At 65.6% G+C, this 26,620-nt stretch carries 26 protein-coding genes and 4 tRNA genes; 4 read left to right on the top strand and 26 right to left on the bottom strand.

The window, feature by feature from the left end; translation table 11 throughout:
• Positions 1-549, top strand: a complete 549-nt coding sequence (locus tag U5809_RS12455; protein ID WP_282507072.1) for a GNAT family N-acetyltransferase — start codon at positions 1-3, stop codon at positions 547-549.
• A 97-nt stretch (positions 550-646) separates the two neighbouring features.
• Here the strand turns inward: U5809_RS12455 and U5809_RS12460 are convergent.
• The 6 genes from U5809_RS12460 to uvrC all read right to left on the bottom strand — a co-directional run bounded on the left by U5809_RS12460 (position 647) and on the right by uvrC (position 4,027).
• Positions 647-720, bottom strand: a tRNA-Cys gene (locus tag U5809_RS12460).
• Positions 721-820: 100 nt separating this feature from the next.
• A tRNA-Gly gene (locus tag U5809_RS12465) sits at positions 821-896 on the bottom strand.
• 51 nt (positions 897-947) lie between these two features.
• A tRNA-Gly gene (locus U5809_RS12470) sits at positions 948-1,023 on the bottom strand.
• A 53-nt stretch (positions 1,024-1,076) separates the two neighbouring features.
• Positions 1,077-1,152: transfer RNA gene (locus U5809_RS12475), tRNA-Gly, on the bottom strand.
• Between the two features lie 146 nt (positions 1,153-1,298).
• Positions 1,299-1,886, bottom strand: a complete 588-nt coding sequence (gene pgsA / locus U5809_RS12480) for a CDP-diacylglycerol--glycerol-3-phosphate 3-phosphatidyltransferase (protein WP_034186518.1) — start codon at positions 1,884-1,886, stop codon at positions 1,299-1,301.
• Between the two features lie 98 nt (positions 1,887-1,984).
• Positions 1,985-4,027, bottom strand: a complete 2,043-nt coding sequence (gene uvrC, locus U5809_RS12485; RefSeq protein ID WP_322086730.1) for an excinuclease ABC subunit UvrC — start codon at positions 4,025-4,027, stop codon at positions 1,985-1,987.
• Between the two features lie 76 nt (positions 4,028-4,103).
• Between uvrC and earP the strand changes: the two genes are divergently transcribed.
• From earP to U5809_RS12500, 3 genes are all read left to right on the top strand, one after another.
• On the top strand, positions 4,104-5,297 hold the full coding sequence (gene earP, locus U5809_RS12490) for an elongation factor P maturation arginine rhamnosyltransferase EarP (protein WP_322086731.1): 1,194 nt from the start codon (positions 4,104-4,106) through the stop codon (positions 5,295-5,297).
• 126 nt (positions 5,298-5,423) lie between these two features.
• Entirely contained in the window at positions 5,424-5,981 is a 558-nt protein-coding gene (gene efp, locus U5809_RS12495) for an elongation factor P (RefSeq protein ID WP_322086732.1), read from the top strand.
• A gap of 269 nt (positions 5,982-6,250) precedes the next feature.
• Positions 6,251-7,636, top strand: a complete 1,386-nt coding sequence (locus U5809_RS12500; RefSeq protein WP_322086733.1) for a sigma-54 dependent transcriptional regulator — start codon at positions 6,251-6,253, stop codon at positions 7,634-7,636.
• A 198-nt stretch (positions 7,637-7,834) separates the two neighbouring features.
• Here U5809_RS12500 and nagZ read toward each other — a convergent pair whose 3' ends face one another.
• From nagZ to plsX, 20 genes are all read right to left on the bottom strand, one after another.
• Positions 7,835-8,863: a beta-N-acetylhexosaminidase gene (gene nagZ, locus U5809_RS12505; RefSeq protein WP_322086734.1), complete on the bottom strand. Its 1,029-nt coding sequence runs from the start codon at positions 8,861-8,863 to the stop codon at positions 7,835-7,837.
• Positions 8,864-8,879: 16 nt separating this feature from the next.
• Positions 8,880-9,314: a holo-ACP synthase gene (acpS, locus tag U5809_RS12510; protein ID WP_034186512.1), complete on the bottom strand. Its 435-nt coding sequence runs from the start codon at positions 9,312-9,314 to the stop codon at positions 8,880-8,882.
• A 33-nt stretch (positions 9,315-9,347) separates the two neighbouring features.
• Complete coding sequence (pdxJ, locus tag U5809_RS12515; RefSeq protein ID WP_031400031.1) at positions 9,348-10,124, bottom strand: pyridoxine 5'-phosphate synthase; 777 nt, start codon at positions 10,122-10,124, stop codon at positions 9,348-9,350.
• Positions 10,121-10,957 carry a DNA repair protein RecO gene (gene recO, locus U5809_RS12520; protein ID WP_059574001.1) on the bottom strand — a complete coding sequence of 279 codons (837 nt, stop codon included), beginning with the start codon at positions 10,955-10,957 and terminating at the stop codon, positions 10,121-10,123. The genes pdxJ and recO overlap by 4 nt, the downstream gene beginning before the upstream one ends.
• Positions 10,944-11,843, bottom strand: a complete 900-nt coding sequence (gene era / locus U5809_RS12525; protein ID WP_034186509.1) for a GTPase Era — start codon at positions 11,841-11,843, stop codon at positions 10,944-10,946. Before era ends, recO begins: the two co-directional genes overlap by 14 nt.
• 60 nt (positions 11,844-11,903) lie before the next feature.
• Positions 11,904-13,115, bottom strand: a complete 1,212-nt coding sequence (gene rnc, locus U5809_RS12530; RefSeq protein WP_322086735.1) for a ribonuclease III — start codon at positions 13,113-13,115, stop codon at positions 11,904-11,906.
• 153 nt (positions 13,116-13,268) lie between these two features.
• Positions 13,269-14,162, bottom strand: coding sequence for a signal peptidase I (gene lepB / locus U5809_RS12535; RefSeq protein WP_011544943.1), 894 nt, complete (start codon positions 14,160-14,162; stop codon positions 13,269-13,271).
• Positions 14,163-14,178: 16 nt separating this feature from the next.
• Positions 14,179-15,972 (bottom strand): translation elongation factor 4, encoded by a 1,794-nt coding sequence (gene lepA / locus U5809_RS12540; RefSeq protein ID WP_322086736.1) that lies wholly within the window; start codon positions 15,970-15,972, stop codon positions 14,179-14,181.
• 187 nt (positions 15,973-16,159) lie between these two features.
• Positions 16,160-16,396: a glutaredoxin family protein gene (locus U5809_RS12545; protein ID WP_322086737.1), complete on the bottom strand. Its 237-nt coding sequence runs from the start codon at positions 16,394-16,396 to the stop codon at positions 16,160-16,162.
• A gap of 7 nt (positions 16,397-16,403) precedes the next feature.
• A complete protein-coding gene (locus tag U5809_RS12550; RefSeq protein ID WP_322086738.1) occupies positions 16,404-17,903 on the bottom strand; it encodes a DegQ family serine endoprotease in 1,500 nt (499 codons plus the stop codon).
• Between the two features lie 16 nt (positions 17,904-17,919).
• Complete coding sequence (locus U5809_RS12555) at positions 17,920-18,972, bottom strand: MucB/RseB C-terminal domain-containing protein (RefSeq protein ID WP_322086739.1); 1,053 nt, start codon at positions 18,970-18,972, stop codon at positions 17,920-17,922.
• A gap of 5 nt (positions 18,973-18,977) precedes the next feature.
• On the bottom strand, positions 18,978-19,595 hold the full coding sequence (locus U5809_RS12560) for a sigma-E factor negative regulatory protein (protein ID WP_322086740.1): 618 nt from the start codon (positions 19,593-19,595) through the stop codon (positions 18,978-18,980).
• A gap of 86 nt (positions 19,596-19,681) precedes the next feature.
• On the bottom strand, positions 19,682-20,281 hold the full coding sequence (rpoE, locus tag U5809_RS12565; protein WP_006490873.1) for an RNA polymerase sigma factor RpoE: 600 nt from the start codon (positions 20,279-20,281) through the stop codon (positions 19,682-19,684).
• Between the two features lie 91 nt (positions 20,282-20,372).
• Entirely contained in the window at positions 20,373-20,837 is a 465-nt protein-coding gene (locus tag U5809_RS12570; RefSeq protein WP_282507060.1) for a hypothetical protein, read from the bottom strand.
• Between the two features lie 11 nt (positions 20,838-20,848).
• Positions 20,849-22,081 carry a beta-ketoacyl-ACP synthase II gene (gene fabF / locus U5809_RS12575; protein WP_322086741.1) on the bottom strand — a complete coding sequence of 411 codons (1,233 nt, stop codon included), beginning with the start codon at positions 22,079-22,081 and terminating at the stop codon, positions 20,849-20,851.
• A gap of 164 nt (positions 22,082-22,245) precedes the next feature.
• Complete coding sequence (gene acpP / locus U5809_RS12580) at positions 22,246-22,485, bottom strand: acyl carrier protein (protein WP_004197638.1); 240 nt, start codon at positions 22,483-22,485, stop codon at positions 22,246-22,248.
• A gap of 144 nt (positions 22,486-22,629) precedes the next feature.
• Entirely contained in the window at positions 22,630-23,379 is a 750-nt protein-coding gene (gene fabG / locus U5809_RS12585) for a 3-oxoacyl-ACP reductase FabG (protein WP_322086742.1), read from the bottom strand.
• 36 nt (positions 23,380-23,415) lie between these two features.
• Positions 23,416-24,348, bottom strand: a complete 933-nt coding sequence (gene fabD, locus U5809_RS12590) for an ACP S-malonyltransferase (protein WP_282507057.1) — start codon at positions 24,346-24,348, stop codon at positions 23,416-23,418.
• Between the two features lie 83 nt (positions 24,349-24,431).
• Complete coding sequence (locus U5809_RS12595) at positions 24,432-25,421, bottom strand: beta-ketoacyl-ACP synthase III (protein WP_175918899.1); 990 nt, start codon at positions 25,419-25,421, stop codon at positions 24,432-24,434.
• A complete protein-coding gene (gene plsX, locus U5809_RS12600) occupies positions 25,422-26,528 on the bottom strand; it encodes a phosphate acyltransferase PlsX (RefSeq protein WP_042975164.1) in 1,107 nt (368 codons plus the stop codon).
• Between the last annotated feature and the right edge of the window lie 92 nt (positions 26,529-26,620).

The following is a 26,620-nucleotide window of genomic DNA, read 5'->3' on the forward strand; positions in this document are numbered from 1 at the left end:
ATGAATTCCCCGAAACAGCACGACGACGTGCGCCTGATCGATTGCAGCGAGGCCGAGCACGCAGCGGCCATCCTCGAGATCCTGAACGACGCGATCGCGAACTCGACCGCACTGTACGACTACCGGCCGCGCCCGCCGGAAGCAATGGTCACGTGGTTCGCGACGAAGCGCGCGGGCGGTTTTCCAGTCGTCGGCGCCGTCGACGAATCGGGCGCACTACTCGGCTTCGCGAGCTGGGGCACGTTCCGTGCATTTCCCGCGTACAAGTACACGGTCGAACATAGCGTCTATGTGCGCAGCGACCAGCGCGGCCGCGGGCTAGGCGAGCTGCTGCTGCGCGAAGTCGTCCGGCGTGCGCGCGACGCACAGGTGCACGTGCTGGTCGGCTGCATCGATGCAACCAATGCCGGGAGCATCGCACTGCATACGAAACTGGGATTCGTGCACTCGGGCACGATCACGGAGGCGGGATTCAAGTTCGGCCGCTGGCTCGACGCGGCGTTCTATCAATTGAAGCTCGAAACGCCGGCGCAGCCGGTGGATGGCTGATCGACTGGAGGCCGTCGCATGCACCCTGCTCGACGGCCGCGAAGCGAGGCAGAAAAAAGAAAAGCCCCGCCGAAGCGGGGCTTTTTCTCGTTCTACCTGGAGGCGCGAGCCGGAGTCGAACCGGCCTAAACGGCTTTGCAGGCCGCTGCATAACCGCTTTGCTATCGCGCCAAAAGCGGACTGTCCGGATGCCGTGAGGCAAGCGACAGATTTTTTATTCGAGGACCGGAAGTCCATCAAATAAAAAGGGAAGCTTGGCTTCCCCATTACTTGGAGCGGGAGACGAGTCTCGAACTCGCGACCTCAACCTTGGCAAGGTTGCGCTCTACCAACTGAGCTACTCCCGCATTGTCCTGCACCTGCAGCGCTTTGCCGACCAACACGCTGCCAGAAAAATCTGGAGCGGGAGACGAGTCTCGAACTCGCGACCTCAACCTTGGCAAGGTTGCGCTCTACCAACTGAGCTACTCCCGCATGTGTCCTGCATCTGCAGCGCTTCGCCAACCAACACGCTGCCAGATAAAATCTGGAGCGGGAGACGAGTCTCGAACTCGCGACCTCAACCTTGGCAAGGTTGCGCTCTACCAACTGAGCTACTCCCGCGTATTGCTGCGCTACTGCTTCCCCGTCACACACTTACTTCGTCGTGCAGCGGAGAAGCGAGATTATGTCGAAGGCACATTCGTGTGTCAAGGGCTTTTCCAGCCCTTTTTCCAAAAACCGTCTCGACCGAGCGCGAGACGCACGTCTCACGCACCGCCGCGCTCGCGAATCTGCGGCCATGCGAGCTTCATGTAGTACAGCATCGACCAGATCGTCAGCACCGCCGCGAGATACATCAGCCACTCACCCCACACGCGCGTGTCGATCGTCACGACACCGAGCGGCAGCGGCCCATAGAACAGCAGCATCGGGATCGCGACCATCTGGCACGCGGTCTTGAACTTGCCGAGCTGGTTCACCGCGACGCTCTTCGACGCACCGATCTGCGCCATCCACTCGCGCAATGCCGAAATCGCGATCTCGCGGCCGACGATCACGAGCGCGATCGCCGCGTCCACCCGCGAAATCTGCACGAGGATCAGCAGCGCGGCCGTCACCATCAGCTTGTCCGCCACCGGATCGAGAAATGCGCCGAACGACGACGTCTGGTTCCACTTGCGTGCGAGATAGCCGTCGAACCAGTCGGTCAGCGCCGCGAGGATGAAGATCGCCGCCGCCGCGAGATTGCGGTGCGCGCCGCCCATCACCGTGTCCGGCAGATAGAACACGCCGACGACGAGCGGAATCAGCACGATCCGTACCCACGTCAGGAAAATCGGGAAATTGAACGGCATGGCATGCGGGACAGTAAAGGATTCGCAATTGTGCCGTGTCGACCGGCCTGCCACAAGAACGCGAAAAAGCGCGCGAGGCAGCCGGCCGCACGGCCGTGTCAGTGAAGCTGCTTGTAGATCTGTTCGGCGAGCGCGTGCGAGATGCCCTCGACGCTCGCGAGTTCCTCGACGCTCGCGGCCACCACGCCGCGCAATCCGCCGAATCGCGCGAGCAGCCGCTGCCGGCGCTTCGCGCCGACGCCTTCGAGCTCCTCGAGCCGCGACGTCTGGCGCGCCTTCGCCCGCTTCGCCCGCATGCCGGTGATCGCGAAGCGGTGCGCCTCGTCGCGGATCTGTGCGACGAGCATCAGCGCGGCACTCTCCTTGCCGAGTTCGAGCGGCGTGCGGCCGTCCGCGAACACGAGCGTCTCGAGGCCGACCTTGCGCCCCTCGCCTTTCGCGACGCCCACCAGCATCGACGTATCGAGCCCCAGCTCGGTGAACACCTGGCGCGCGATTTCGACCTGCCCCTTGCCGCCGTCGATCAGCACGATGTTCGGCAGCAGGCTCGACGCCTCGGCCTGACGCGTCGACTCGCCTTCGATGCCGGCCGCTTCGTCGACGGCGGCCGCCTGCGCGGCCTGCTCGACCATCTTCTCGTAGCGGCGCGTGAGCACCTGCCGCATCGCCGCGTAATCGTCGCCCGGCGTGATGCCCGTGATGTTGTAGCGGCGGTATTCGCCCGACTGCATCTTGTGATGGTGGTACACGACGCACGACGCCTGCGTGGCCTCGCCCATCGTGTGGCTGATGTCGAAGCACTCGATCCGCAGCGTCGCGAGATCGTCGCAATCGTAGCTGAGCGTGTCGGCCAGCGAGCGCGTGCGCGCCTGCTGCGAGCCCTGTTCGGACAGCAGCCGCATGAGCGCGATCTGTGCATTCTGTTCGGCCATCGACAGCCACGCGCGCCGCTGCCCCTGCGGCTGCCGCACGAGCGACACCTTGTGGCCGGCCTGTTCGGACAGCAGCTCGAGCAGGTCGCGGCTCGCCGGTGCATGGCTGACGACGAGCACCGGCGGCACGCGGTTGCCGAGATAGTGCTGCGCGATGAACGCGTCGAGCACTTCGGCCTCGACCGACGCCGCCGCGCCGCCGCGCGCGCTGCCGGCTTCTTCCGCAGGCTGTTCGGGCACCGCGACGGCGGTCGCGCCGGTTGCATCGACCGCTTCCAGCGATTCGGCCTCGTCGCCAAGACCGCCTTCGGCGAGCGTCAGCGCGCTTTCGACGTGCGTCGGGAAATACGCCTTGTCGCCGAGATGTCGGCCGCCGCGCACCATCGCGAGGTTCACGCACACGCGCCCGCCCTGCGCGACGACGGCGAGGATGTCGACATCACTGTCGCTGCCGACCTCGATCGCCTGCTGATGCAGCACCGTCGCGAGCGAACTCATCTGGTTGCGCACGGCCGCCGCCTGCTCGAATTTCAGCTCGGCCGCGAACGCGTGCATCTTCTGCTCGAGCTCCTTCATCACTTCGGACTGCCGGCCGAGCAGGAACCGCGCGGCGTTCGACACGTCGACCGCATAATCCTCGCCGGAGATCGCGCCGACGCACGGCGCCGTGCAGCGCCCGATCTGGTGCAGCAGGCACGGCCGCGTGCGGTTGTTGAAGACCGAATCCTCGCAGGTCCGCAACTGGAACACGCGCTGCAGGATCTGGATGCTCTCGCGCACGGCCCACGCGCTCGGGAACGGCCCGAAATACTGGTTCTGCTTGTCGACCGACCCGCGGTAGTAGGCCATCCGCGGAAAACGGTGCGCGGTGAGCTTCAGGTACGGGTACGACTTGTCGTCGCGAAACAGGATGTTGTAGCGCGGCGCAAGCGCCTTGATCAGGTTGTTCTCGAGCAGCAGCGCCTCGGCTTCCGAGCGCGTGACGGTCGTCTCGATGCGCGCGATGCGCGTGACCATCATCGCGATGCGCGGCGACAGCTGAGTCTTCGTGAAATAGCTCGATACGCGCTTCTTCAGGTCGCGCGCCTTGCCGACGTAAAGCACGGCGCCCGCCGTGTCGTAATAACGATAGACACCGGGCATGTGCGGCAACTGCGCAAGGATCTTCTTCGGTTCGAACGGAGTATCGGAGGCTTCTGGGGCTGTCATGCGTGATCCGGGCGCCTTGTAACGCGGAACGGGTCTATTAGAATCGCCAGTTTAGAGCATTCACCGGCCCGCTTCGATGCCACGCACCACCGCTGCCCCACTCCCCACCGTACCGCTCGCGCCGGGCGAACCGATCGCCTGCGACCTCTTCTGCACCGTCATCGACAATTTCGGCGACATCGGTGTGTGCTGGCGCGTGGCGCGCCAGCTCGCGCACGAGCACGGCTGGCAGGTTCGGCTGTTCGTCGACGACCTGCGCACGTTCGCGCGCCTGCTGCCGGGGGTCGACCCCGACGCCGGGCGGCAGACGGTCGACACGATCGTGATCGAGCACTGGCACGCGGAAGTCGGCGATGCGCTGGAGATCGCCGATGTCGTGATCGAGGCATTTGCGTGCGAGCTGCCCGGCGCGTATCTCGCGGCGATGGCGCGCCGCGAGCGCCGCCCCGTGTGGATCAACCTCGAATACCTGAGCGCCGAGGACTGGGTCGCCGATTTCCATCTGCGGCCGTCGCCGCACCCGCGCTACCCGCTACTGAAGACATTCTTCTTCCCTGGCCTGTCGGCCGGCACCGGCGGTGTCCTGAAGGAGCACGACCTCGATTCGCGCCGCATGGCCTTCGAAGCCGACGCGGCGGCACGCGACGCATGGTGGCGGCGCGCGACCGGCGGCGCGCCGCCGGCCACCGGCACAACGGTCGTCAGCCTGTTCGCGTACGAGAATCCGGCCGTCGACGCGCTGCTCGCCCAATGGCGCGACGGCCCGTCGCCGGTCGTCGCGCTCGTGCCAGCCGGTCGCCTGTCGCCCGCTGTCGCGCGCTTTTTCGGGGTCGATTCGTTCGGCGCGGGCGCGCATGCGCACAGCGGCAATCTGGTCGCACATGGCCTCGCATTCGTCCCTCAGGCCGACTACGATCCATTGCTGTGGGTGGCGGACATCAATTTCGTGCGCGGCGAGGATTCGTTCGTCCGTGCTCAGTGGGCGCGCAAGCCGTTCGTGTGGCACATCTACCCGCAGGCCGACGACGTGCACCTGCCGAAGCTCGACGCCGCGCTCGCGCATCTGTCGGCCGGCCTCGCCGACGCGCCGCGCGCGGCGCTCGAGCGGTTCTGGCATGCATGGAACGGTGTCGGCACGCCCGACTGGGCCGATTTCTGGCAGCACCGCGCCGCACTCGACGCCAACGCGGCCCGCTGGGCCGACGCGCTTGCGGCCGTCGGCGATCTCGCCGGAAAGCTGGCGGAATACGCAAAATCTCAGTTAAAATAAGCGGTTATCCGACGGCTGACCAGGCAAGCGCTCGCTTTTGGCGTCCACCGGAACGCGCCGCTTGCGCCGTCAGCCGTTGCGCAACGCTCAGGCACCTATTTATTTGATTTGATCAGGACAGTTTTTATGAAGACCGCACAGGAACTCCGCGTAGGCAACGTCGTGCAGATCGGCAGCGATGCTTGGGTCATCGCCAAGGCGGAATACAACAAGTCGGGCCGTAACTCCGCCGTCGTCAAGATGAAGATGAAGAACCTGCTGACCAACGCAGGCCAGGAATCGGTCTACAAGGCAGACGACAAGTTCGACGTCGTCGTGCTCGATCGCAAGGAAGTGACGTATTCGTACTTCGCCGACCCGATGTACGTGTTCATGGACGCCGACTACAACCAGTACGAAGTCGAAGCCGAAATGATGGGCGAAGCGCTGAACTACCTCGAAGACGGCATGGCGTGCGAAGTCGTGTTCTACAACGAGAAGGCGATCTCGGTCGACCTGCCGACGGTCCTCGTTCGCGAGATCACCTACACGGAACCGGCCGTCAAGGGCGATACGTCGTCGGGCAAGGTGCTGAAGAGCGCCAAGCTCGCAACGGGCTTCGAACTGCAAGTGCCGCTGTTCTGCAACACCGGCGACAAGATCGAAATCGATACGCGTACGAACGAATACCGCAGCCGCGCGTAATCGTCAGCGATACCCGCATCGAACAAAGCGCCCTTCGGGGCGCTTTTTGTTTGTCTGGCGCCAACAGCGGGCATGCGCCAAGGGTATAAGAAGCACAAAATCCACCGGTAAAGATATTCAATTTGTATCATCGGTAACTGTTTTATAGCGCAGGAGAAATAATGAGCGTTACGCGTTCGGTGGGGCATAAAATCAGTTTTTAATCTGACATGCGGCTGCGGCCCCCGATGGCCGACAGCCCGCCTCTCTTGACTCGACTCGCGTCCACCATGCCACACGCCCTGATTGTCGAAGACGATCCCAACAGTCTCTCCGGCCTCACCGCGCTGCTCGCCGCAGACGGCTTCTCGGTCGACACGGCCACATCGCTCGCCGAGGCGCGCACGGCGCTCGGCCGCTCGATCCCCGACGTCGTCCTCGTCGACCTGAACCTGCCGGACGGCAGCGGGTTCGACCTGCTCCAGCACCTGCCGCAGCAACAGCCGAACGGCTCGCTGCCCGTGATCGTGCTGACGGGCAACGCAACGGTCGAGAGCGCCATCGAGGGCCTGCGTCACGGCATCTGGGACTACCTGCTGAAGCCGATCAACATCCCGCGCCTGCGCAGCCTGCTCGCGCGGATCCCGCGCCCGTACGAACTGATCGACGAAGTGCAGTCGCTGCGTGCGTCGCTGCGTCATCTCGGCCGCTTCGGCGCACTGGTCGGCCGCAGCGACGCGATGCAGCACGTGTACGACATGATCGAGCACAACGCGCGCACCGAAACGGCCGTGCTGTTCTCGGGCGAGGCCGGTACCGGCAAGAAGCTGGCCGCGCGCACGCTGCACGACCTGAGCCGGCGCCGCAAGGGGCCGTTCGTGTCGTTCGACTGCCGGACGATCACGCAAGCCGGCCGGCACGGCGCGTCGCTCGACAGCGTGCTGTTCGGCCATGAGCGCGGCGCGTTCGACGGTGCCGAGCGCCGCGAATCGGGCCTGTTCGAACAGGCCGGCGGCGGCACGCTGTTCCTCGACGAGATCACCGCGCTGCCGCTCGTGCTGCAGGAAGCACTGCTGCACGCGCTCGATTCGCAGAACTTCATGCGGATCGGCGGCACGAGCTCGATCACGAGCGATTTCCGGCTGATCGCGACCACGCGCCGCCCGGCGCGCGAAGCGGTCGCGAACGGCACGCTGCGCGAGGATCTGTGGCTGCGTCTCGATGCGGCGTCGATCACGATGCCGCCGCTGCGCGAGCGCGACGGCGACGCACTCGCGATCGCGGACGCGCAGATCGACGAACTGAACCGCGAAGCACGCGCCACCGGCCGCAGCACGACCGACAAGCGCGCGGCGCCGGGCTTCGTGCGCGAATGCCTGTCCTACGAATGGCCCGGCAACGTGCGCGAACTGCAGGAGCGCGTGCGCTTCGCATACGACGCCTCGGGTGATTTCATCGAGACGCTGCGCGCGGGCGAGCCGAGCTTCTCCGCCGGCGCCGCACTGAACGGCAGCAGCGTGCAGATCAAGGTCGGCACGCCGCTGTCCGACGTCGAGGACCTGCTGATCCGCGCGACGCTCGACGCGGTCGGCGGCACGCGTCATCGCGCGGCCACGCTGCTCGGCATCAGCCCGAAGACGCTGTACAACAAGCTGCAGCGAATGAAGGTGAACTGAGCGGGCGCCCGTGAATGCGGGCACGGGCTGGGCTTGACCGTTAGTTGCGTAAATGCCCGACGCCCGATTACCTGCTTCGCCGCTGCCGCAACACAGCCCATGAATGCAGCTGTCAAGCCCACGAAAAAAGCCGCGCAATTGCGCGGCTTTTTGTTTCGGCGACCGGAAGGACGCGAACCCGCGCCGTCCCCTCCCCGCTTACGCCAGCGCGCTTTTCAGCAGTGCCTGCGCCTGCAGATACTCCGGCTGCGCAATCAGCTTGTCCCACTTGAGCGCCTTGCCGCGCGCGCGCATCCGCTTGATGCGCCGCACCGACTCGGCCGACGCCTGCGCCTTCAACCCGTTCAGCACGACCTCGGCCGCCTCCGGCTGGTTGCAGACGAGCACCATGTCACAACCGGCAGCGATCGCGGCGTCAGCTGCCTGCGTGAGCGTGCCGCCTTCGCGGGCGGCCTCCATCGACAAATCGTCGCTGAAGATCGCGCCCGTGAACCCGAGCTTTCCGCGCAGGATGTCCTGCAGCCACACGCGCGAGAATCCGGCCGGCCGCTTGTCGACCTGCGTATAGATCACGTGTGCGGGAATCACGGCCGACAGCGACAAGCCGAGCCAGTCGTACGGCGCGACGTCCTGCTTGAGGATCGCGTCGAGCGTGCGATCGTCGGTCGGCAACGCGACGTGCGAATCGGCTTCCGCGAAACCATGCCCCGGGAAATGCTTGCCGCAGTTCGCCATGCCGGCGAGCGACAGCCCATGGTTCAGGCTCTTCGCGAGCAGCGTGACGACACGCGCGTCGCGATGGAATGCGCGATCGCCGATCACCTTCGAGTGCCCGTAGTCGAGGTCGAGTACGGGCGTGAAGCTCATGTCGATCCCGCACGCGCGCAGCTCGGCGGCGAGGATGTAGCCGACGGCGGTCGCGACCTTCGCCGCGAGCAGCACGTCGCGATCCCACAGTTCGCCGAGGCGGCGCATCGCGGGCAACACCGTGAAGCCGTCGGTACGGAACCGCTGCACGCGCCCGCCTTCATGATCGACGGCGATCAGGATGTCTTCGCGCACCGCGCGGATCGAGTCGGTCAGCGCGGTCAGCTGCGCGCGATTCTGGAAATGCCGCGCGAACAGGATCACGCCGCCGGTATTCGGATGCGCAAGGCGCCGCGCATCGTCGCGCGACAGGGCCGTGCCGACGATGTCGAGCATGACCGGGCCGGGAGTCGTTTTCATCGAATCGGAAATTCCGTCAGGAGGAGGTTCGGGAAACAGGTGCAGGTGCAGGCGCGGCGTCCGTCTCCGCGATCACGAACGACACCGCGTAGTCGCGTTCGTCGCTGACCGTCACACGCGCCGTGATGCCGCGCGCGGCCAGCCAGTCGGCCAGCTCGCCCGACGCGACCACGTATGGCTCGCCGCTCGGGTGGTTGAGCGTCTGCAGCGCGCGCCACGTCATCGGCCAGTGCATGCCGAGCCCGATCGCTTTCGAGAACGCTTCCTTCGCGGAAAAGCGCGTCGCGAGAAATGCGATGCCGCGCGCCTCGGAGCGGGCGCGGCGCGCATGGAACACGCGCAGCTCGTCGGGACCCAGCACCTTCTCGGCAAACCGGCCGCCCGTGCGTTCGAGCACGGCCGCGACGCGGCTCACCTGGGCGATGTCGGTACCGATGCCGTAGATCGCCATGTCAGTACGCGCGCATGCGGTGGAATTTCATCTTCAGCGCGCGCCGCCGTGCAGCGCGGCGACGCGGGCGGCGACCATGATCGCCTTCATCTCGCGCACCGCGTTGTCCCAGCCCGCGAAGATCGCATGCGCGACGATCGCGTGGCCGATGTTCAGCTCGACGATGCCGTCGATCGCGGCGATCTGCTGCACGTTCGTGTAATGCAGTCCGTGCCCCGCATTGACCTTCAGGCCAAGCTGCGCACCGGCCTGCACGCCCGCGACGATGCGCTCGTACTCGCGCTGCTGCTCGGCTTCGTCGTGCGCTTCGGCGTAGCGGCCCGTGTGCAGTTCGATCACCGGCGCGCCGGCTTCGTGCGCGGCGCGGATCTGCGTCTCGTCCGGGTCGATGAACAGCGACACGCGCACGCCGACGTCGGCCAGTTGCTTGCACGCCGCGCGCACGGCCTCGAAGTGACCGGCGACGTCGAGACCGCCTTCGGTCGTCAGCTCTTCGCGCTTCTCGGGCACGAGGCACGCGTCGTGCGGACGCACTTCGCACGCGATGTCGAGCATCTCGGCCGTCACCGCGCATTCGAGATTCATGCGCGTCTTCAGCAACGGGCGCAGCTTGCGCACGTCGGCGTCGACGATGTGGCGGCGATCCTCGCGCAGATGCAGCGTGATCGCATCCGCACCGGCCTCTTCGGCGGCGAGCGCCGCGCGGATCGGATCGGGATAGGTCGTGCCGCGCGCATTGCGCAGCGTCGCGACGTGGTCGATGTTCACGCCGAGGTCGATGGCGGTGGGCGTTGTCAGGAAGAAGCTCATAGGTTTTGCAGGTCGATCAGGATCTGACGCGTGGCAAGCGGCGTACCGCCGAGATAGGTGTTCAGCAGGAAGCGCATCAGCGTCTTGCTTTGCGCAACCGTCTGGGCTCGATGGTAATCGTCCTGCTCCATGTCGAGCAACGTCTGTCCGGTGATGACCGGCCAGTGCGACGGCACGTCGTCGTCCGCATTGCGCACGCCGCGCTCGGGATCGAACACGTAGCGGCGATCGGGCTCGACCGCGCGGCGCGCGACCGTGCGGTTCAGCGCCATCGCATAGCCGGTCTCGCGCAGCAGCACGCGCTCGAACGAGCGCAGCACCTGCACCGCGGGTTCGCCGTGCGCGAGGCGCGTGAGCGTCAGGACATAGTGATTGAACAGCGGCGGCTGGGGATCCTCGCGCGCGCAGAATTTCACGAGCAGTTCGTTCGCGTAGAAACCGCACAGCAGCCCGTCGCCGCCGAGCGGCAGCATGCCGCCGACCCACTCGGCGCCCGTCAGCGTGCGCACTTCGGATTTGCCGGACCAGGACAGCAGCAGCGGCTGGAAGGTCTGCAGCACGCCGCGCAGCGCGGAGTGCGGGCGCTTGGCGCCTTTCGCGACGAGCGCAAGCCGGCCGTGATCGCGCGTCAGCACGTCGACGATCAGGCTCGTTTCGCGATACGGATAGCTGTGCAGAACGAACGCCGGCTGCTCGGCGACGCGAAAATCGGACGTGCGAGACGTCGCGCGCCGCGCCTTGCGCGGCGGTTCGGGCGGAGCCGGCAGCGGCGCGTCGTTCGCGCCGGCCGTCACCGCGTCTTCAGTCGACGTCAGCGCGTCATTCGTACCCATAGGCGCGCAGTCCGGCCTCGTTGTCGGCCCAGCCGCTCCTCACCTTCACGAAGGTCTCGAGGTACACAGGGCCGTCGAACAGCTTCTCCATGTCCATCCGCGCCTCGGTGCTGATCTGCTTGAGCTTCTCGCCCTTCTTGCCGATCACCATCGCCTTGTGCGAATCGCGTTCGACGAGGATCGTCGCGAAGATGCGCTTCAGCCGCCCTTCTTCCTCGAACTTGTCGATCACGACGGTGCTCGTGTACGGCAGTTCGTCGCCGGTCCAGCGGAACACCTTCTCGCGCAGGATTTCAGCCGCGAGGAAGCGCGAGCTGCGGTCGGTCAGCTCGTCCTCGCCGTAGATCGGCGCGCCTTCCGGCAGGTACGGCTTGATCGTCTCGAGCAGGCGCTTGATGTCTTCCGGCTGCTGCGCCGACAGCGGCACGAGCTCGGCGAACTCGCGCAGCGTGTTCATTTTCTGCATGAACGGATACAGCGTGGCCTTGTCGGCCACACGGTCGATCTTGTTCGTGATCAGCAGCGTCGGCATGCCGGGCGGGATCAGGTCGAGCACCTTCTGGTCGTCGGGCCCGAAGCGGCCGGCCTCGATCACGAACAGGATCACGTCGACCGACGTCAGCGTCGACGTGACCGCGCGGTTCAGCGAACGGTTCAGCGCGGTGCTGTGACGGGTCTGGAAACCCGGCGTGTCGACGAACACGAATTGCGCGTCGTCGAACGTGTTGATGCCGGTGATGCGGTGGCGGGTCGTCTGCGCCTTGCGCGACGTGATGCTGATCTTCTGGCCGACGAGTGCGTTCATCAACGTCGACTTGCCGACGTTCGGGCGGCCCACGATCGCGATCATGCCGCAACGGAAACCGGTAGGAGCGGGAGTGTTCATATCGTTTGGGAGACAGGTTCGGAAACGGCCGCGCGGCGCGCGGCACGATCGATGGGCAATTCAGTGGTCGGCATCGGCCACGCGCGCCTGCGCGGCAGCGAGGCTCGCGCCGCCCGGCGGCGTCTCGGCATCCGGTGCCGCGGCATCGCGTGCACGCGCGGCCGGGCGCACCGCGGGGTCGGATCCGGTGGACGGCTTGTCGGCGGGCGAAGCGGCCGAAGCAGCCGGATCGGCTGCGCGCGGCGTGGCGTCCGCGGGCTTGTCCGCAGCCTTGTCGGGCCGGTCGGCGGATTTATCGGCCACCTTGTCGGTCGCCGGCTTCGCCGCCCGTTCGCCCTTGTCGGCAGCCGTCTCGACATGCGCCGCGCGGATCGCGGCCATCGGTGCGACGGCCGGCTCGGCGCCAGCCGCAGCGGTTGTCACGGGCACCGCACCGGCCGCCGCCGCCCGGGCCTCGCGTGCAGCCGCACGTTCCTTCCGTTCCGGCGAGCGCAGGTCGAGCGCTTCCTGCACGCCCTTCACGCCCGGCACGATTTCCGGTTCGACATGCTTCGACCCGCGCGCGTTTTTCGAGCGCTTCGGCTTCGTGGCCAGCATCGGCGCGGCTGCCATCACTTCGTCGAGCGCCTTCTTCGCGGCGGCCTGCTCGGCCGCGCGCCGGCTCGCGCCGGAACCCGATACCTTCACGTCAAGCTTCGGCACCGTGCATTCGACCTCGAACTGCTGATTGTGCGCCGCACCATGCGTCGCGACGACCGTGTAGGTCGGCAGCGCGATCTTGTGCCCCTGCAGGTATTCCTGCAGCAGCGTCTTCGCGTCCTTGCCGAGCGTACGCGGATCGATGTGGTCGAGAATCGGGATATAGAGGCGCTTGATGACCCCTTGGGCGGCTTCGAAGCCGCCATCGAGGAACACGGCCCCGATGATGGCTTCGAACGCGTCCGCGAGGATCGACGGGCGACGGAACCCGCCGCTGCGCAATTCGCCCTCGCCCAGCCGCAAGCCGTCAGAAATATTCAGGGCCTGAGCAATTTCGTACAGCGACTGCTGTTTGACGAGGTTGGCGCGTACGCGCGACAGATCGCCTTCGTCCAGCTTGCTGAAACGCTGGAACAAAAGGGCGGCCACCGCGCAATTCAGAACGGAGTCGCCGAGAAACTCGAGCCGTTCGTTGTGCGTGGCACTGTGACTGCGATGGGTCAAAGCCTGGCGCAACAATTCCGCATTGCGAAATTCGTAGCGCAGCCGGCTTTCCAACTGGGATAGGGGCATGTGCAGGAGTATAACGCGGGCGCCGGTCGGGCCGAAACGGCTCGGCCGGACACGAAAAGGCGTGACGAGGCGGTGTTACCGCCGGTTCTTAAAGTAGTTCGACAATACGTGACGCGGCCCGTGCGTCACGTATTGCGTGCGAGTCGACTGCGATCAGTTGAAGGAACCGATGCGCTTCAGGTCGCTGAAGTTCATCCAGATGAAGAACGCGCGGCCGACGATGTTCTGGTCCGGCACGAAACCCCAGTAGCGGCTGTCCGCGCTGTTGTCGCGGTTGTCGCCCATCATGAAGTAGTGACCGGGCGGCACCTTGCAGATCACACCGCGGCTGTTGTACGTGCAGTTGTCGCGATACGGATAGTCGTAGGCGCCCATCACGAACGGCGGCACGGCCGGGTTGTTGAGGATCGCGTTCTTCTTGTTGCCGATCGTTTCTTCGAACTGCTTCGCGTAGTTCTGACGCTCGTCGTCGAAGAAATCGGGCAGCGGCGTTTCAGGCACCGGCTGGCCGTTGATCGTGAGCTGCTTGTCCTGATACGCGACCGTATCGCCCGGCAGGCCGATGACGCGCTTGATGTAGTCGACCGACTCGTCCTTCGGATAACGGAACACGACGACGTCGCCACGCGACAGCGGGCTGCCCTGCGTGATCTTCGTGTTCGTGACCGGCAGGCGCAGCCCGTATTCGAACTTGTTGACGAGGATGAAGTCGCCGACGAGCAGCGTCGGCACCATCGAGCCCGACGGAATCTTGAATGGCTCGACGACGAACGAACGCACGACGAACACGGCCAGGATCACCGGGAAGAAGCTTGCGGTGTACTCGAGCCACCACGGCTGGCGCAGCTTCTCGTCACGCAGCTTCGAACGCGTCTGCACGGCGTTTTCGTCCGCGAAACGCTTGTCGATGCGCGACTGCTGGCGATCGAACTCCTCGATCGCCGAGTCGGCCGCCTTGCGTCGCCGCGGCAGGAACACCAGCTTGTCCAGCACCCACGCTACGCCCGTCACGACGACGAGCACAAAAAGAATCAGCGCAAAATTCATAAAAGGAACAGTCCTGTTATTTGTCTTCGACGCGCAAGATCGCAAGGAACGCTTCCTGCGGGATCTCGACCGAACCCACCTGCTTCATGCGCTTCTTGCCGGCCTTCTGCTTTTCGAGCAGCTTCTTCTTACGCGTGATGTCGCCGCCATAACACTTCGCCAGCACGTTCTTGCGCAGCGCCTTGATGTTCTCGCGGGCGATGATGTGCGCACCGATCGTCGCCTGAATCGCCACGTCGTACATCTGGCGCGGAATGATCTCGCGCATCTTCGCCGCCACTTCGCGGCCGCGATACTGCGATTGCGACCGGTGGACGATCACCGACAGCGCGTCGACCTTGTCGCCATTGATCAGCATGTCGACCTTCACAACGTCGGCCGACCGGTATTCCTTGAATTCGTAATCCATCGACGCATAGCCGCGCGACACCGACTTCAGGCGATCGAAGAAATCGAGCACGATCTCGGCCATCGGGATTTCGTAGGTCAGCTGCACCTGGCGGCCGTGATACTGCATGTTGATCTGCGAGCCGCGCTTCTGCTCGCACAACGTGATCACCGAGCCGACGTAGTCCTGCGGCATGTACAGGTTCACCGTGACGATCGGCTCGCGGATCTCCTCGATCTTCGGCGGCTCCGGCATCTTCGCCGGATTCTCGACCTTGACGATCGAGCCACCGTTCATCACGACCTCGTAGACAACCGTCGGTGCGGTCGTAATGAGGTCCATGTCGAATTCGCGTTCGAGGCGCTCCTGCACGATCTCCATATGCAGGAGACCCAGGAAGCCGCACCGGAACCCGAAGCCGAGTGCCTGCGACACTTCCGGCTCGTATTGCAGCGACGCGTCGTTGAGCTTCAGCTTCTCGAGCGATTCGCGCAGCGCGTCGTACTGGTTCGCTTCCACCGGGTACAACCCGGCGAACACCTGCGGCTTCACTTCCTTGAAGCCCGGCAGCGCTTCAGCGGCGGCCTTGGTCGCGTGCGTGACGGTATCGCCGACCTTCGCGGCCGTCAGTTCCTTGATGCCGGCGATGATGAAGCCCACCTGCCCCGCCGACAGCGAATCGAGATTGCGCGACTTCGGCGTGAACACACCGACGTGCTCGACCGGATACTGCGCGCCGGTCGCCATCATCTTGATCTTGTCCTTCGGACGCAGCGTGCCGTTGACGATGCGCACCAGCATCACGACGCCGACGTAGTTGTCGAACCACGAATCGATGATGAGCGCCTGCAGCGGCGCGTCGGGGTCGCCCTTCGGCGGCGGCACCTTCGCGATCAGCGCTTCGAGCACGTCTTCGACGCCGAGCCCCGTCTTCGCGCTGCAGCGCGTCGCGTCGGTCGCGTCGATGCCGATTACGTCCTCGATCTCCTCGATCGCGTTCTCGGGGTTCGCGGCCGGCAAGTCGATCTTGTTCAGCACGGGCACGACTTCGACGCCGAGCTCGATCGCCGTGTAGCAGTTCGCGACCGTCTGCGCCTCGACGCCCTGGCTGGCATCGACGACCAGCAGCGCGCCTTCGCACGCGGACAGCGAACGGCTGACTTCGTACGAGAAATCGACGTGCCCCGGCGTGTCGATCAGGTTCAGGTTGTAGACCTTGCCGTCGCGCGCGCGATAGGACAATGCGGCCGTCTGCGCCTTGATCGTGATGCCGCGCTCACGCTCGATATCCATCGAGTCGAGCACCTGCGCTTCCATTTCACGGTCGGCGAGACCGCCGCATACCTGGATGATGCGATCCGCGAGCGTCGACTTGCCATGGTCGATGTGCGCGATGATCGAGAAATTGCGAATATGATCCATTCAGTGCCGATCAAGCGAAAAAGGCGCGCTCGACGACTGCGGAGCACGCCTTGTGTAAGTCGGTGAAAAAACAGCCTATTTTAGCCGAAAAGGCTTACGACGGGCGGGATTTCGGACGGCGGCCCGCCGGAGGCGCCCACCGGGCCGAGCCCCGCACGAAGCGACGCCAGCCGGCTGCAGGCCGGGCTCAGCGCCGGGCCGCCAGCGCGTCGCGCACCCGCGTGTCGTCGAACCGGTGGCGGCACACTTCCACGCCGTCCAGAAGCAGCACGGGCACGTCTTCGTCGTAACGGGCAACCAGCGCCGCATCGGTATCGATGTCGACGTAATCGACCGCGACGCCGAATTCGGCCGCCACCGGCGCCAGTGCGTCGCGCATGTCGTCGCACAGGTGGCACCAGCCGCGGCCGTAGAGCGTGAACATCGGTGCGTTACTTCTGGCGTGGCCGCACGGGCACGAACTGCGTGTTGTCGCCACGCCGCACGAGCACCGCGACCGCCTTCTGCGGATCGAGCTGCGCCGTCACGTCGGCGAACTGCTTCGCGTTCGTGATGTCGGTGTCGCCGACACGCAGCACGATGTCGCCGCGCTGCAGGCCCGCACGGGCGGCCGGACCGTCGACGCCGTCGATCTGCACGCCGTTCTTCAGCTTCAGCGTCTTCATCTGGTCGGCCGTCAGGTCGCTGACCGTCAGGCCGAGCGAATTGGTCTGGCGCGGCTTCTGCGGCGCGTTCTTGCGCTGCTCGGCCTTCGCCGTCGACTCGACCGGCGTCTCCGCGATCGTGATCGGCAGATCGCGTGCCTGACCTTTGCGCCACACGCTGACCGTCGCCTTCGCGCCAGGCTTCGTGTCGCCGACCATGCGCGGCAGGTCCGACGCCGTATCGACCGAACGACCGTTGAACTTCAGGATAATGTCGCCCGGCTGGATGCCCGCCTTGTCGGCCGGACCGCCCGGCTCGACGCTGCTGACGAGCGCGCCTTCGGCCTTCGGCAGCCCGATCGAATCGGCCACTTCCTTCGTCACCTCGCCGATCGCGACCGCGATCCGGCCGCGCGTGACCTTGCCGGTCGCCTTCAGCTGGTCGGCTACGCGCATCGCCTCGTCGATCGGAATCGCGAACGAGATGCCCATGAAGCCGCCGGTCCGGCTGTAGATCTGCGAGTTGATGCCGATCACCTCGCCCTGCATGTTGATCAGCGGGCCGCCCGAGTTGCCGGGGTTCACGGCGACGTCGGTCTGGATGAACGGCAGGTAGTCGCCCGTGTTGCGGCTCTTCGAACTGACGATGCCGGCCGTGACCGTGTTGTCGAGGCCGAACGGCGAACCGATAGCGACGACCCACTCGCCGACGCGCACCTTGTTCGAATCGCCGATCGCGACGACCGGCAGGTTCGACGCCTGGATCTTCACGACCGCGACGTCCGTGCGATCGTCGACGCCGATCAGCTTCGCCTTGAATTCACGCTTGTCGGTCAGCGTCACGTAGATGGTGTCCGCATCGTCGACGACGTGCGCATTGGTCATCACGTAACCGTCGGCCGACACGATGAAGCCCGACCCCACGCCACGGTTCTGCTCGGTGTCGGGCGGATTGTCCGGCGCCGGCGCGTTCTTCGGGTTGCTGCCGTTGCCGCCGCCGTTACCGGGCGCCTGCGGCAGCGGAATGCCGAAGAAGCGCCGGAAGAATTCCGACATGTCGCCGTTGTCGAAGCCCGGCGGGAGCATCCCGCGCGGGCCGCTGTTCGTCGGCACGTTGGCGGTGGTCCGGATGTTCACGACGGCCGGCCCGACCTTTTCGACGAGATCGGCGAAGTCGGGCAGGCTGGCCGCGGGAGCCGTCACCGCGAACGCGGTATGCGGCACGAGCGGCAGGCAGGCAGACAGCGCCGCCGCCGCGAGCCATTTACGCAGCGTGAGTTTCATCATGTCGGAAGCCGTAGCGTTACTTGGAAGCCTTGTATTCTATGGCAGACGCGAACTGCTGCAACGTAGCCGGCGGCACTTCGCCGAGCACGGTGATCCAGTAGTCGCCGCGGCGCTTCACGAGAACGTTCGTTGCACCGGTGCTGCCCGCGCCTTCCTTGCGCGTATTCTTCTCGGCCGGCTCGATGAACACCGAGATCGTCGCGAGACCGTCGGTGAAGACGGCCTGATCGACCGGAATCGGCGGCTCACCCGCGTCGCGCGCGGCCATCGGCCGGCGCACTTCACGAATCTTCTGGAAGCCGACCACGCTCGGTGCGAGCTGCCAGCCCTGCGCTTCCATGTCGACCGCCGCGACCGGCGGGCGCACGACCGTCCAGCCACTCAGGTTGCGCATGCCCGCCGCGATCGCGGCCTTGTCGCCGCTCGCGCCGCCCGTCTGCAACTGGGAGAACGCAATCTGTTCGAGCACGTGATCGTTCGCATCGAGCGTCTGCGAACGCAGCAGCAGCCCCGTGCGCGCGTCGGCCCACAGCTTGTACGTGAAGCGGTATGCATCCTTCGGGACGAGCTCGACGACCTGCGCGTCGATCCCGGCCACGCGGTCCTTGCCGAGCGACTTCGCGTCGTAGACGGACATCACGTGCTCGCCGCTCGCGCCGAGCAGCGCGGGGAACGAGTCGCGCGTCTGACGGCGCTCGACCACGCACAGCTTGCGCTCGGGCACGAACGTGTACAGCTCGTCGTTATGCCGCAGCAGCTTGCGGGGCTTGCCGTCGAGCGTCTCGATCCGCTCGAACTCGCCATCGCGGGACGCGACGTGCGCAATGCGCGACGACTGGACATACCCGCCGCGCTGATAGACGAACGTACCTTCGTAGCTCTGCTGCTGCGCCGCCTGCTGGACGCGGTCGAGCCAGTCCGCGGCGCCCTTGCGGGTCGCGACGGGATCGTCCGGTTGCTGGGCGCTGGCAGGAAGGGATTGAACGGACAACAGGGCGGCTGCGCAAAGCAGGAGAGCCGGCAGCCGCTTCCATCCGGAGATGGCGTGATTCAACTGCAATGTCCGCATCGGGTTTATTGGCCTGGCGTGGTGGTCACGGCTGCGCGAATCAGCGGCATCGAACCCGTGACGACGGGTTGCTGCGCGAATTGCTGATGCGCTTCAAGATATTGGTCGAGGCTCGCGTCGCGAATGATGTTGACGTCCTGCAGGCCCGGCTGGGCCGATGCCTGTGCAACCGTCACGCGCTGCATATTGCCGCCTTGCTGCGCACCGGCCGACGCGACCTGGACGGCGCCCGGGGCACCGGCCGTCTGCATCTGCGGGACGACGATCCACGTCAGCGTGGCCGCCGCGGCCGCAACCGCGAACGCGGGCACGACGCGCCGGCGCAGCGACAGCAGCTTGCGCGCGACCGGCGCGGCCGCCGGCGCGAGCAGGTGCGGCTCGCTCTCGAGCGCAGCCGACATGCGCGCGGTGAACGCAACGCTCAGCGCGGGCGACAGCGCGAGCTCGTCCGAGCGCAGCGCATCGCCGATCAGGTGGTATTGGGCCCACACAGCGCGATCCGCGCCGTCGAGCTCACCCAGAAACTGCCCGTGGTCCGGGCCATCGAACATTTCGCCGTCGACCAGCGCGGAAAGGCGCTCGCCGCGCGAGCACGCTTGCGATTGCGTATTGACCGACCCCATGATGCTCCCCATCTTGCACACCCCGTCGTGACTTCACGACTCTATCCGTAACTAGACCCCGACCCGCGTCGTTCCGCCCCTGGCGCTTACCAGCGCTTGCCTTCGGGCGTATCGAGCAGCGGACGCAATTTGGCAGCGATTGCTTCGCGCGCACGGAAGATCCGCGACCGGACCGTCCCGATCGGACAGCCCATCATTTCCGCGATCTCTTCGTAGCTCAAGCCCTCGATCTCGCGCAGCGTGATTGCCTGGCGCAGTTCCTCGGGCAGCAGAGCCATTGCAGCGTTGACCGTTTCGGCAATCTGCTTGCTCATCAACATCGACTCAGGCGTGTTGATATCCCTTAGTTGGTCTGCGTCGGAGAAAGTTTCCGCTTCTTCCGCATCGGCCTCGGTCGAGGTCGGCGCCCGGCGGCCTTGCGTCGCAAGGTAGTTCTTCGCCGTGTTGACGGCAATTCGGTACAACCACGTATAGAACGCCGATTCGCCGCGAAATTGCGGCAGCGCACGATACGCCTTGATGAACGCGTCCTGGGCCACATCCTCGACCTCGGCGGGATCCCGCACGAGGCGCGAGATCAGCCGAATGATCTTGCGGTGGTATTTGGAGACCAGGAGTTCGAACGCCGCCTTGTCGCCCTTCTGTACGCGTTCGACCAGAGCCTGATCGATTTCTTTTTCACTCACCTGACAAATCCATTAACTAGGGATGCAACGCGGAGCGTCATTGTAACGTTCCCGCGCCGGACGCTGGTTACGGTACGTAACCGCGCCGTCGTCATGCCCGCCCCGCCGCACCCGCCGTGCTCGCCAGCACGGAAAGCGCGCTGAACGATGCCGCGTCGAGCGCATCGGCCGGAATCAGCAGCGGCCGGGCCCGCCGGGCGCCCTGCCCGACCGACAGCACCAGCAGCAGGCTGCTCCAGTGCGCATGGCCCGTCACGCGGCCGCGGGCCAGCAGCCTCCCGGTGCGACCAAACGCCGCGATTTCCCCGAATGCGTCGATCCGCAGCTCGGCCGGCAACCGGCGGGCGCAGGCCCGCGCGGCACACACGGCCAGCAAGGCGGCCGTCGCGGCCGACACGCATGCACCGGCGGCAGCGCCCGCGCGTGGCGCCCAGAACAGGTACGCCGACGCGGCAGCCGCCGCGACGAACACGGCCAGCACGACATACGACACGGCCGAGGCCCGCAACGCAAAGCGCTGCGGACGCCCGGCCGGCGCATCGAATGGACTCGTCAAGCGATTCAGCGTCAGACGCGCTTGAACACCAGCGTGCCGTTGGTCCCGCCGAAGCCGAAGTTGTTCTTCACGGCAACGTCGATCTTCATGTCACGCGCGGTGTTCGCGCAGTAATCGAGATCGCACTCGGGGTCCTGGTTGAAGATGTTGATGGTCGGCGGCGACACGTTGCTGTGCAGCGCCAGCACCGTGAACACCGATTCGAGGCCGCCCGCGCCGCCCAACAGGTGGCCCGTCATCGACTTCGTCGAGTTCACGACGAGCTTGTACGCATGCTCGCCGAAGGCCGCCTTCACCGCGTCGGACTCGTTCTTGTCGCCCAGCGGCGTCGACGTGCCGTGCGCGTTCAGGTACTGGACCTCGTCCGCGTTCACGCCGGCGTCGCGCAGTGCCGCGACCATGCAGCGGCGCGGGCCGTCCATGTTCGGGGCGGTCATGTGGTACGCGTCGCCCGTCATGCCGAAGCCCGAGACTTCCGCATAGATCTTCGCGCCGCGCGCCTTCGCCGCCTCGTACTCCTCGAGCACCATCACGCCGGCGCCCTCGCCCAGCACGAAGCCGTCGCGGTCCTTGTCCCACGGACGCGATGCGCTCGCCGGATCGTCGTTGCGGGTCGACAGCGCACGCGCTGCCGCGAACCCGCCGATACCGAGCGGCGACACGGTCGATTCGGCACCGCCCGCGACCATCACGTCGGCGTCGCCGGCCTGGATCAGGCGCGCGGCGAGGCCGATGCTGTGCAGGCCGGTCGTGCAGGCCGTCACGGCCGCGAGGTTCGGGCCCTTCAGGCCGAACATGATGCTCAGGTGGCCCGAGATCATGTTGATGATCGAACCCGGCACGAAGAACGGCGAAATCCGGCGCGGGCCGCGATCGACGTAGGTCTGGTGCGTATCTTCGATCATCGGCAGGCCGCCGATGCCGGAACCGACCAGCACGCCGATGCGTTCGGCGTTGGCTTCGTTCACTTCCAGCCCGCTGTCCTTGATGGCCTGGACGCCGGCGGCGATGCCGTAATGGATGAACGTATCCATGTTCCGGGCTTCCTTCGCCGGGATGTACTCCTCGGCGTTGAAACCCTTCACTTCGCCCGCGAAATGGCAGGCGAGGTTCGACGCATCGAACTTCGTGACGGTGGCGATACCGGACTTGCCGGCGACGAGATTGGCCCAGCCGTCGGCAACACTATTGCCAACAGGCGAAATCAGCCCCAGGCCTGTAACGACAACACGACGGCGGCTCACGGTAACCTCTTTTCCATTATTGGATGACAAAAACAAAAGCCACAGTGGCCACAGGAACCAGCCCTGCGAGCCCTGTGGCTGTTAGTCCGTCCGGCGCGAAGCCGGCAGGATGGCGCGTCAATCGCGAAGATCGCGGCGACGTGGCGGACAAGCGCGAAAGGCGCTTACGCCTTGACGTTTGCGCGAGCGTAGTCGATCGCTTGCTGAACGGTCGTGATCTTCTCTGCTTCTTCGTCCGGGATTTCCATGCCGAACTCGTCTTCCAGAGCCATCACCAGTTCGACCGTGTCGAGCGAGTCGGCGCCCAGGTCGTTCACGAACGAAGCTTCGTTCTTGATCTCGGCTTCCGCGACGCCCAGTTGTTCAGCGACGATCTTCTTGACACGTTGTTCGATGTTGTCCATTACCCCTCCGAGGGAAAGTTCAGATTTACAAGTGCGCGCATTTTATCAGGTTTGCTGACGCCAAAACGCGCGTTGGCTTGATGGTCGATCAAGCGCCGATCCGCCTGAAAATCGGGATACGGCGCGGATGGTAAACGAAAACCGTTACGACATGTACATGCCGCCGTTCACGTGCAGCGTCGTGCCGGTGATATAACCGGCCTGCGGCGATGCGAGGAACGCGACGGCATGGGCGATGTCTTCCGGGCTGCCGAGGCGGCCGAGCGGAATCTGGGTCTTGAGCGCGGCCTGCTGTTCTTCCGGCAGCGTCTTCGTCATGTCGGTATCGATGAAGCCCGGCGCCACGCAGTTCACGGTGATGCCGCGGCTGCCGATCTCGCGCGCGAGCGCACGCGTCATGCCCGCCACGCCGGCCTTCGCGGCCGCATAGTTGACCTGACCCGGGTTGCCGGCCGAACCGACCACCGACGTGATGTTGATGATACGGCCGCCGCGCGCCTTCATCATCGGGCGCAGCACCGCGCGCGACAGGCGGAACACCGACTTCAGGTTGGTGTCGATCACCGCGTCCCAGTCCTCGTCCCTCATCCGCATCGCGAGTTGGTCCTGCGTGATGCCCGCGTTGTTGACGAGCACGTTCAGCGCGCCGAATTCCTTCACGGTCGCATCGATCAGCGCCTCGGCGGCGGCTGCGTCATTGACGTTCAGTACCGCGCCGCGGCCCGTGACGCCCGCTTCCGCGAATGCCGCGGTGATCGCGGCGGCGCCCGATTCGCTCGTCGCCGTGCCGATCACCGTCGCGCCCAGGCGCGCGAGTTCGAGCGCGATCGAACGGCCGATGCCGCGCGACGCGCCGGTCACGATCGCAACCTGTTTATCCAGAGTCTTTTCCATGAATCGAATATCCGTTTCTTGAAAAAAGGCGCCGCGTCAGGCGGTCACCAGCTTGAGGGCTTCGTCGAGCGACGCCGGATCGAACACCGACGCACCCGTCAGGTTGCCGTCGATGCGCTTCGTCAGGCCGGCGAGCACCTTGCCCGGACCACATTCGATCACGTGCGTGACGCCGGTGCCGGCGATGTGCTGCACGCACTCGACCCAGCGCACCGGGCCCGCGGCCTGGCGCACCAGTGCGTCCTTGATCGCTGCCGGATCGCTGATCACGGCCACGTCGATGTTGTTGACGACCGGAATCTGCGGCGCCTTCACGTCGACGTTCACGAGGTAGTCGCGCAGCTGGTCCGACGCCGGCTTGAGCAGCGACGAATGGAACGGCGCCGACACCGCCAGCGGCAGCGCGCGCTTCGCGCCCTTCGCCTTCGCGATCTCGCACGCCTTCTCGACCGCGGCCTTGCTGCCTGCGATCACGACCTGCGCGGGCGCATTGAAGTTCACCGCTTCGACGACGCCCGCTTCCGCGGCTTCGGCGCACACTGCGCGCACCGTGTCGTCGTCGAGGCCCAGGATCGCGGCCATGCCGCCCTGGCCGACCGGCACGGCCGTTTGCATCGCCTGCGCACGGAAGCGCACGAGCGGCACCGCGTCCTTGAACGCGAGCGCACCCGCGGCGACGAGTGCCGTGTATTCACCGAGGCTGTGGCCGGCGACGATCGACGGTGCCGGGCCGCCTGCCTGCTGCCACGCGCGGTAGCACGCGTAGGCGGCCGTCAGCATCACGGGCTGCGTATTGGTGGTCAGGTTCAGCTCTTCGGCCGGGCCTTCGGCGATCAGCTTGCCGAGATCCTGATTGAGTGCATCGGACGCTTCCTGAAGCGTCTCGCGCACGACGGCCAGATCGGCGAATGCGTTGAGCATGCCGATCGCCTGCGAGCCCTGCCCCGGAAAAACGAATGCAAATTTCATATCGTCCCCAATTGAATCGATTCGGACGGCGCGCACGAACGGCGCGCCGATGGGATCCGCGCGCAGCAATCGCGCGTCGCGGATCAGAAGCGGAAGACCGACGCGCCCCAGGTGAAGCCGCCGCCGACGCCTTCGATCAGCACGTGCTGGCCACGCTGGATGCGACCGTCGCGCACCGCGGTGTCGAGCGCCAGCGGGATCGACGCAGCCGACGTGTTGCCGTGCTGGTCGACCGTCACGACCATGCGCTCCTGCGGCAGGCCGAGCTTGCGGCAAGTGCTGGTCATGATGCGGATGTTGGCCTGGTGCGGGATCAGCCAGTCGATCTGCTCGGGCGCGAGATTCGCCTTCGCGAGCGCCTCGATCGCGACCTTTTCGAGCACGTTGACGGCGAGCTTGAACACGGCCTGCCCGTCCATGTACAGGAACGCGCTGCCCTCGATCACGCCGCGATTGACGTTGCCCGGCGTGCAGAGGATGTGCGAATAGCTGCCGTCCGCGTGCAGCGCGCTGCCGAGGATACCCGGCTCTTCCGACGCGGACAGGATCACCGCGCCGGCGCCGTCGCCGAACAGCACGCAGGTCGTGCGGTCCTTGAAGTCGAGAATACGCGAGAACGTCTCCGCGCCGACCACGAGCGCCGTACGGTGCTGGCCGCTGCGGATGAAGCTGTCGGCCGTCGCCATCGCGTACGCGAAGCCCGAACACACGGCCTGCACGTCGAATGCCGCGCCGCCGTTCTTGATGCCAAGCTTGTTCTGCAGCAGGCACGCGGTGCTCGGGAACACGAAATCGGGGGTCGAAGTCGCGACGATGATCAGGTCGATCGACTGCGGATCGATGCCGGCCGCTTCGATCGCGCGACGCGATGCCTCGAGCGCGAGATCGCTCGTCGTGACGTCCGGTGCGGCGAAATGGCGCGCATGGATGCCCGTGCGCGCAACGATCCATTCATCGCTCGTCTCGATGCCTTCCTTCGCAAGGCGATCGGTCAACTGCTGGTTCGTGACGCGGTCAGGCGGCAGATAGCTGCCCGTGCCGAGCACGCGGGAATAGAGAGTCGATTGGGCCATTTATGCTTTAGAGGATTGCGCAGCGGAAGGTTCGGCGTGATGGCCTGCGGCGGGGCTTGCATGGCCCGCGCCGCCCGCGTTGTGTTCGCCATCGCCGAGCGACACCGAATTATCCGCCATCGCACGCGTGAGGCGCTCCAGCACGCCGTTTTTGACGGCATCATACCCGCGTTTGATTGCCCACTCAAACGCGTAGGCGTCGGCCGAACCGTGGCTCTTGATCACGAGGCTCTTCAGCCCCAGCAGCGCCGCGCCGTTGTACTGGCGGTGGTCGACGCGCTTCTTGAAACGCATCAGCACCGGCAGCGCGAGCAGCGCCATCAGCTTCGACATCAGCGAACGGCCGAACTCCTCGCGGATGATGTCGGACAGCATCTGCGCGAGCCCTTCGGACGTCTTCAGCGCGACGTTGCCGACGAAGCCGTCGCACACGATCACGTCGACGGTGCCCTTGTAGATGTCGTTGCCTTCCACGTTGCCGCGGAAATTGAGCGTGCTGGCACGCAGCAGTTCACCTGCGCGCTTGATCGTCTCGTTGCCCTTGATGACCTCTTCGCCGATGTTCAGCAGGCCGATCGTCGGGCGCTCCTTGCCTTCGAGCGCGGCCACGAGGGCGTGCCCCATCTCCGCGAACTGCAGCAGGTGCTGCGGTTCGCAGTCGACGTTCGCGCCGAGGTCCAGCATCATCGTGTAGCCGGTCGGGTTCGGCAGCGCGAACGCGATCGCGGGCCGCTCGATGCCGGGCAGCGTCTTGAGTACGTAACGGGAAACGGCCATCAGCGCGCCGGTATTGCCGGCGGAGATACAGGCCTGCGCCGCGCCTTCCTTGACGTGGTTGAGCGCAACACGCATCGAAGAATCCTTCTTCTTGCGCAGCGCCACTTCGACAGGGTCGTCCATCGCCACGACTTCGGTGGCGGGAACGATGGTCAGCGCGGGATCGTCGAGGGCTTTCAGCTTCTTCAGCTGAGCGCGGATTGCGCTTTCGATGCCGACGAGCATCAGGTGCGCATCGGGATGCGCGCGGACGAACTTGACTGCTGCGGGAACGGTCACGGACGGGCCGTGGTCGCCTCCCATGCAATCGATAGTGAGCTTTACGGTCATGGAATGCGACGAATTTCAGGCACAAAAAAGCGGCAGTTGAATGCCGCCTTTTTGTTGCGCCAGGAAAGTGTCAAGCGACCAGTTGTCACGCG

The organism is Burkholderia sp. BCC1999, assembly GCF_905339975.1.
Lineage (GTDB): Bacteria > Pseudomonadota > Gammaproteobacteria > Burkholderiales > Burkholderiaceae > Burkholderia.

Coding starts and splice junctions, on each gene's coding strand:
- U5809_RS12455 (WP_282507072.1), top strand. CDS start 1: ATGAATTCCCCGAAACAGCACGACGACGTGCGCCTGATCGATTGCAGC.
- pgsA (WP_034186518.1), bottom strand. CDS start 1,886: ATGCCGTTCAATTTCCCGATTTTCCTGACGTGGGTACGGATCGTGCTG.
- uvrC (WP_322086730.1), bottom strand. CDS start 4,027: ATGACAGCCCCAGAAGCCTCCGATACTCCGTTCGAACCGAAGAAGATC.
- earP (WP_322086731.1), top strand. CDS start 4,104: ATGCCACGCACCACCGCTGCCCCACTCCCCACCGTACCGCTCGCGCCG.
- efp (WP_322086732.1), top strand. CDS start 5,424: ATGAAGACCGCACAGGAACTCCGCGTAGGCAACGTCGTGCAGATCGGC.
- U5809_RS12500 (WP_322086733.1), top strand. CDS start 6,251: ATGCCACACGCCCTGATTGTCGAAGACGATCCCAACAGTCTCTCCGGC.
- nagZ (WP_322086734.1), bottom strand. CDS start 8,863: ATGAAAACGACTCCCGGCCCGGTCATGCTCGACATCGTCGGCACGGCC.
- acpS (WP_034186512.1), bottom strand. CDS start 9,314: ATGGCGATCTACGGCATCGGTACCGACATCGCCCAGGTGAGCCGCGTC.
- pdxJ (WP_031400031.1), bottom strand. CDS start 10,124: ATGAGCTTCTTCCTGACAACGCCCACCGCCATCGACCTCGGCGTGAAC.
- recO (WP_059574001.1), bottom strand. CDS start 10,957: ATGGGTACGAATGACGCGCTGACGTCGACTGAAGACGCGGTGACGGCC.
- era (WP_034186509.1), bottom strand. CDS start 11,843: ATGAACACTCCCGCTCCTACCGGTTTCCGTTGCGGCATGATCGCGATC.
- rnc (WP_322086735.1), bottom strand. CDS start 13,115: ATGCCCCTATCCCAGTTGGAAAGCCGGCTGCGCTACGAATTTCGCAAT.
- lepB (WP_011544943.1), bottom strand. CDS start 14,162: ATGAATTTTGCGCTGATTCTTTTTGTGCTCGTCGTCGTGACGGGCGTA.
- lepA (WP_322086736.1), bottom strand. CDS start 15,972: ATGGATCATATTCGCAATTTCTCGATCATCGCGCACATCGACCATGGC.
- U5809_RS12545 (WP_322086737.1), bottom strand. CDS start 16,396: ATGTTCACGCTCTACGGCCGCGGCTGGTGCCACCTGTGCGACGACATG.
- U5809_RS12550 (WP_322086738.1), bottom strand. CDS start 17,903: ATGATGAAACTCACGCTGCGTAAATGGCTCGCGGCGGCGGCGCTGTCT.
- U5809_RS12555 (WP_322086739.1), bottom strand. CDS start 18,972: ATGCGGACATTGCAGTTGAATCACGCCATCTCCGGATGGAAGCGGCTG.
- U5809_RS12560 (WP_322086740.1), bottom strand. CDS start 19,595: ATGGGGTCGGTCAATACGCAATCGCAAGCGTGCTCGCGCGGCGAGCGC.
- acpP (WP_004197638.1), bottom strand. CDS start 22,485: ATGGACAACATCGAACAACGTGTCAAGAAGATCGTCGCTGAACAACTG.
- fabG (WP_322086742.1), bottom strand. CDS start 23,379: ATGGAAAAGACTCTGGATAAACAGGTTGCGATCGTGACCGGCGCGTCG.
- fabD (WP_282507057.1), bottom strand. CDS start 24,348: ATGAAATTTGCATTCGTTTTTCCGGGGCAGGGCTCGCAGGCGATCGGC.
- U5809_RS12595 (WP_175918899.1), bottom strand. CDS start 25,421: ATGGCCCAATCGACTCTCTATTCCCGCGTGCTCGGCACGGGCAGCTAT.
- plsX (WP_042975164.1), bottom strand. CDS start 26,528: ATGACCGTAAAGCTCACTATCGATTGCATGGGAGGCGACCACGGCCCG.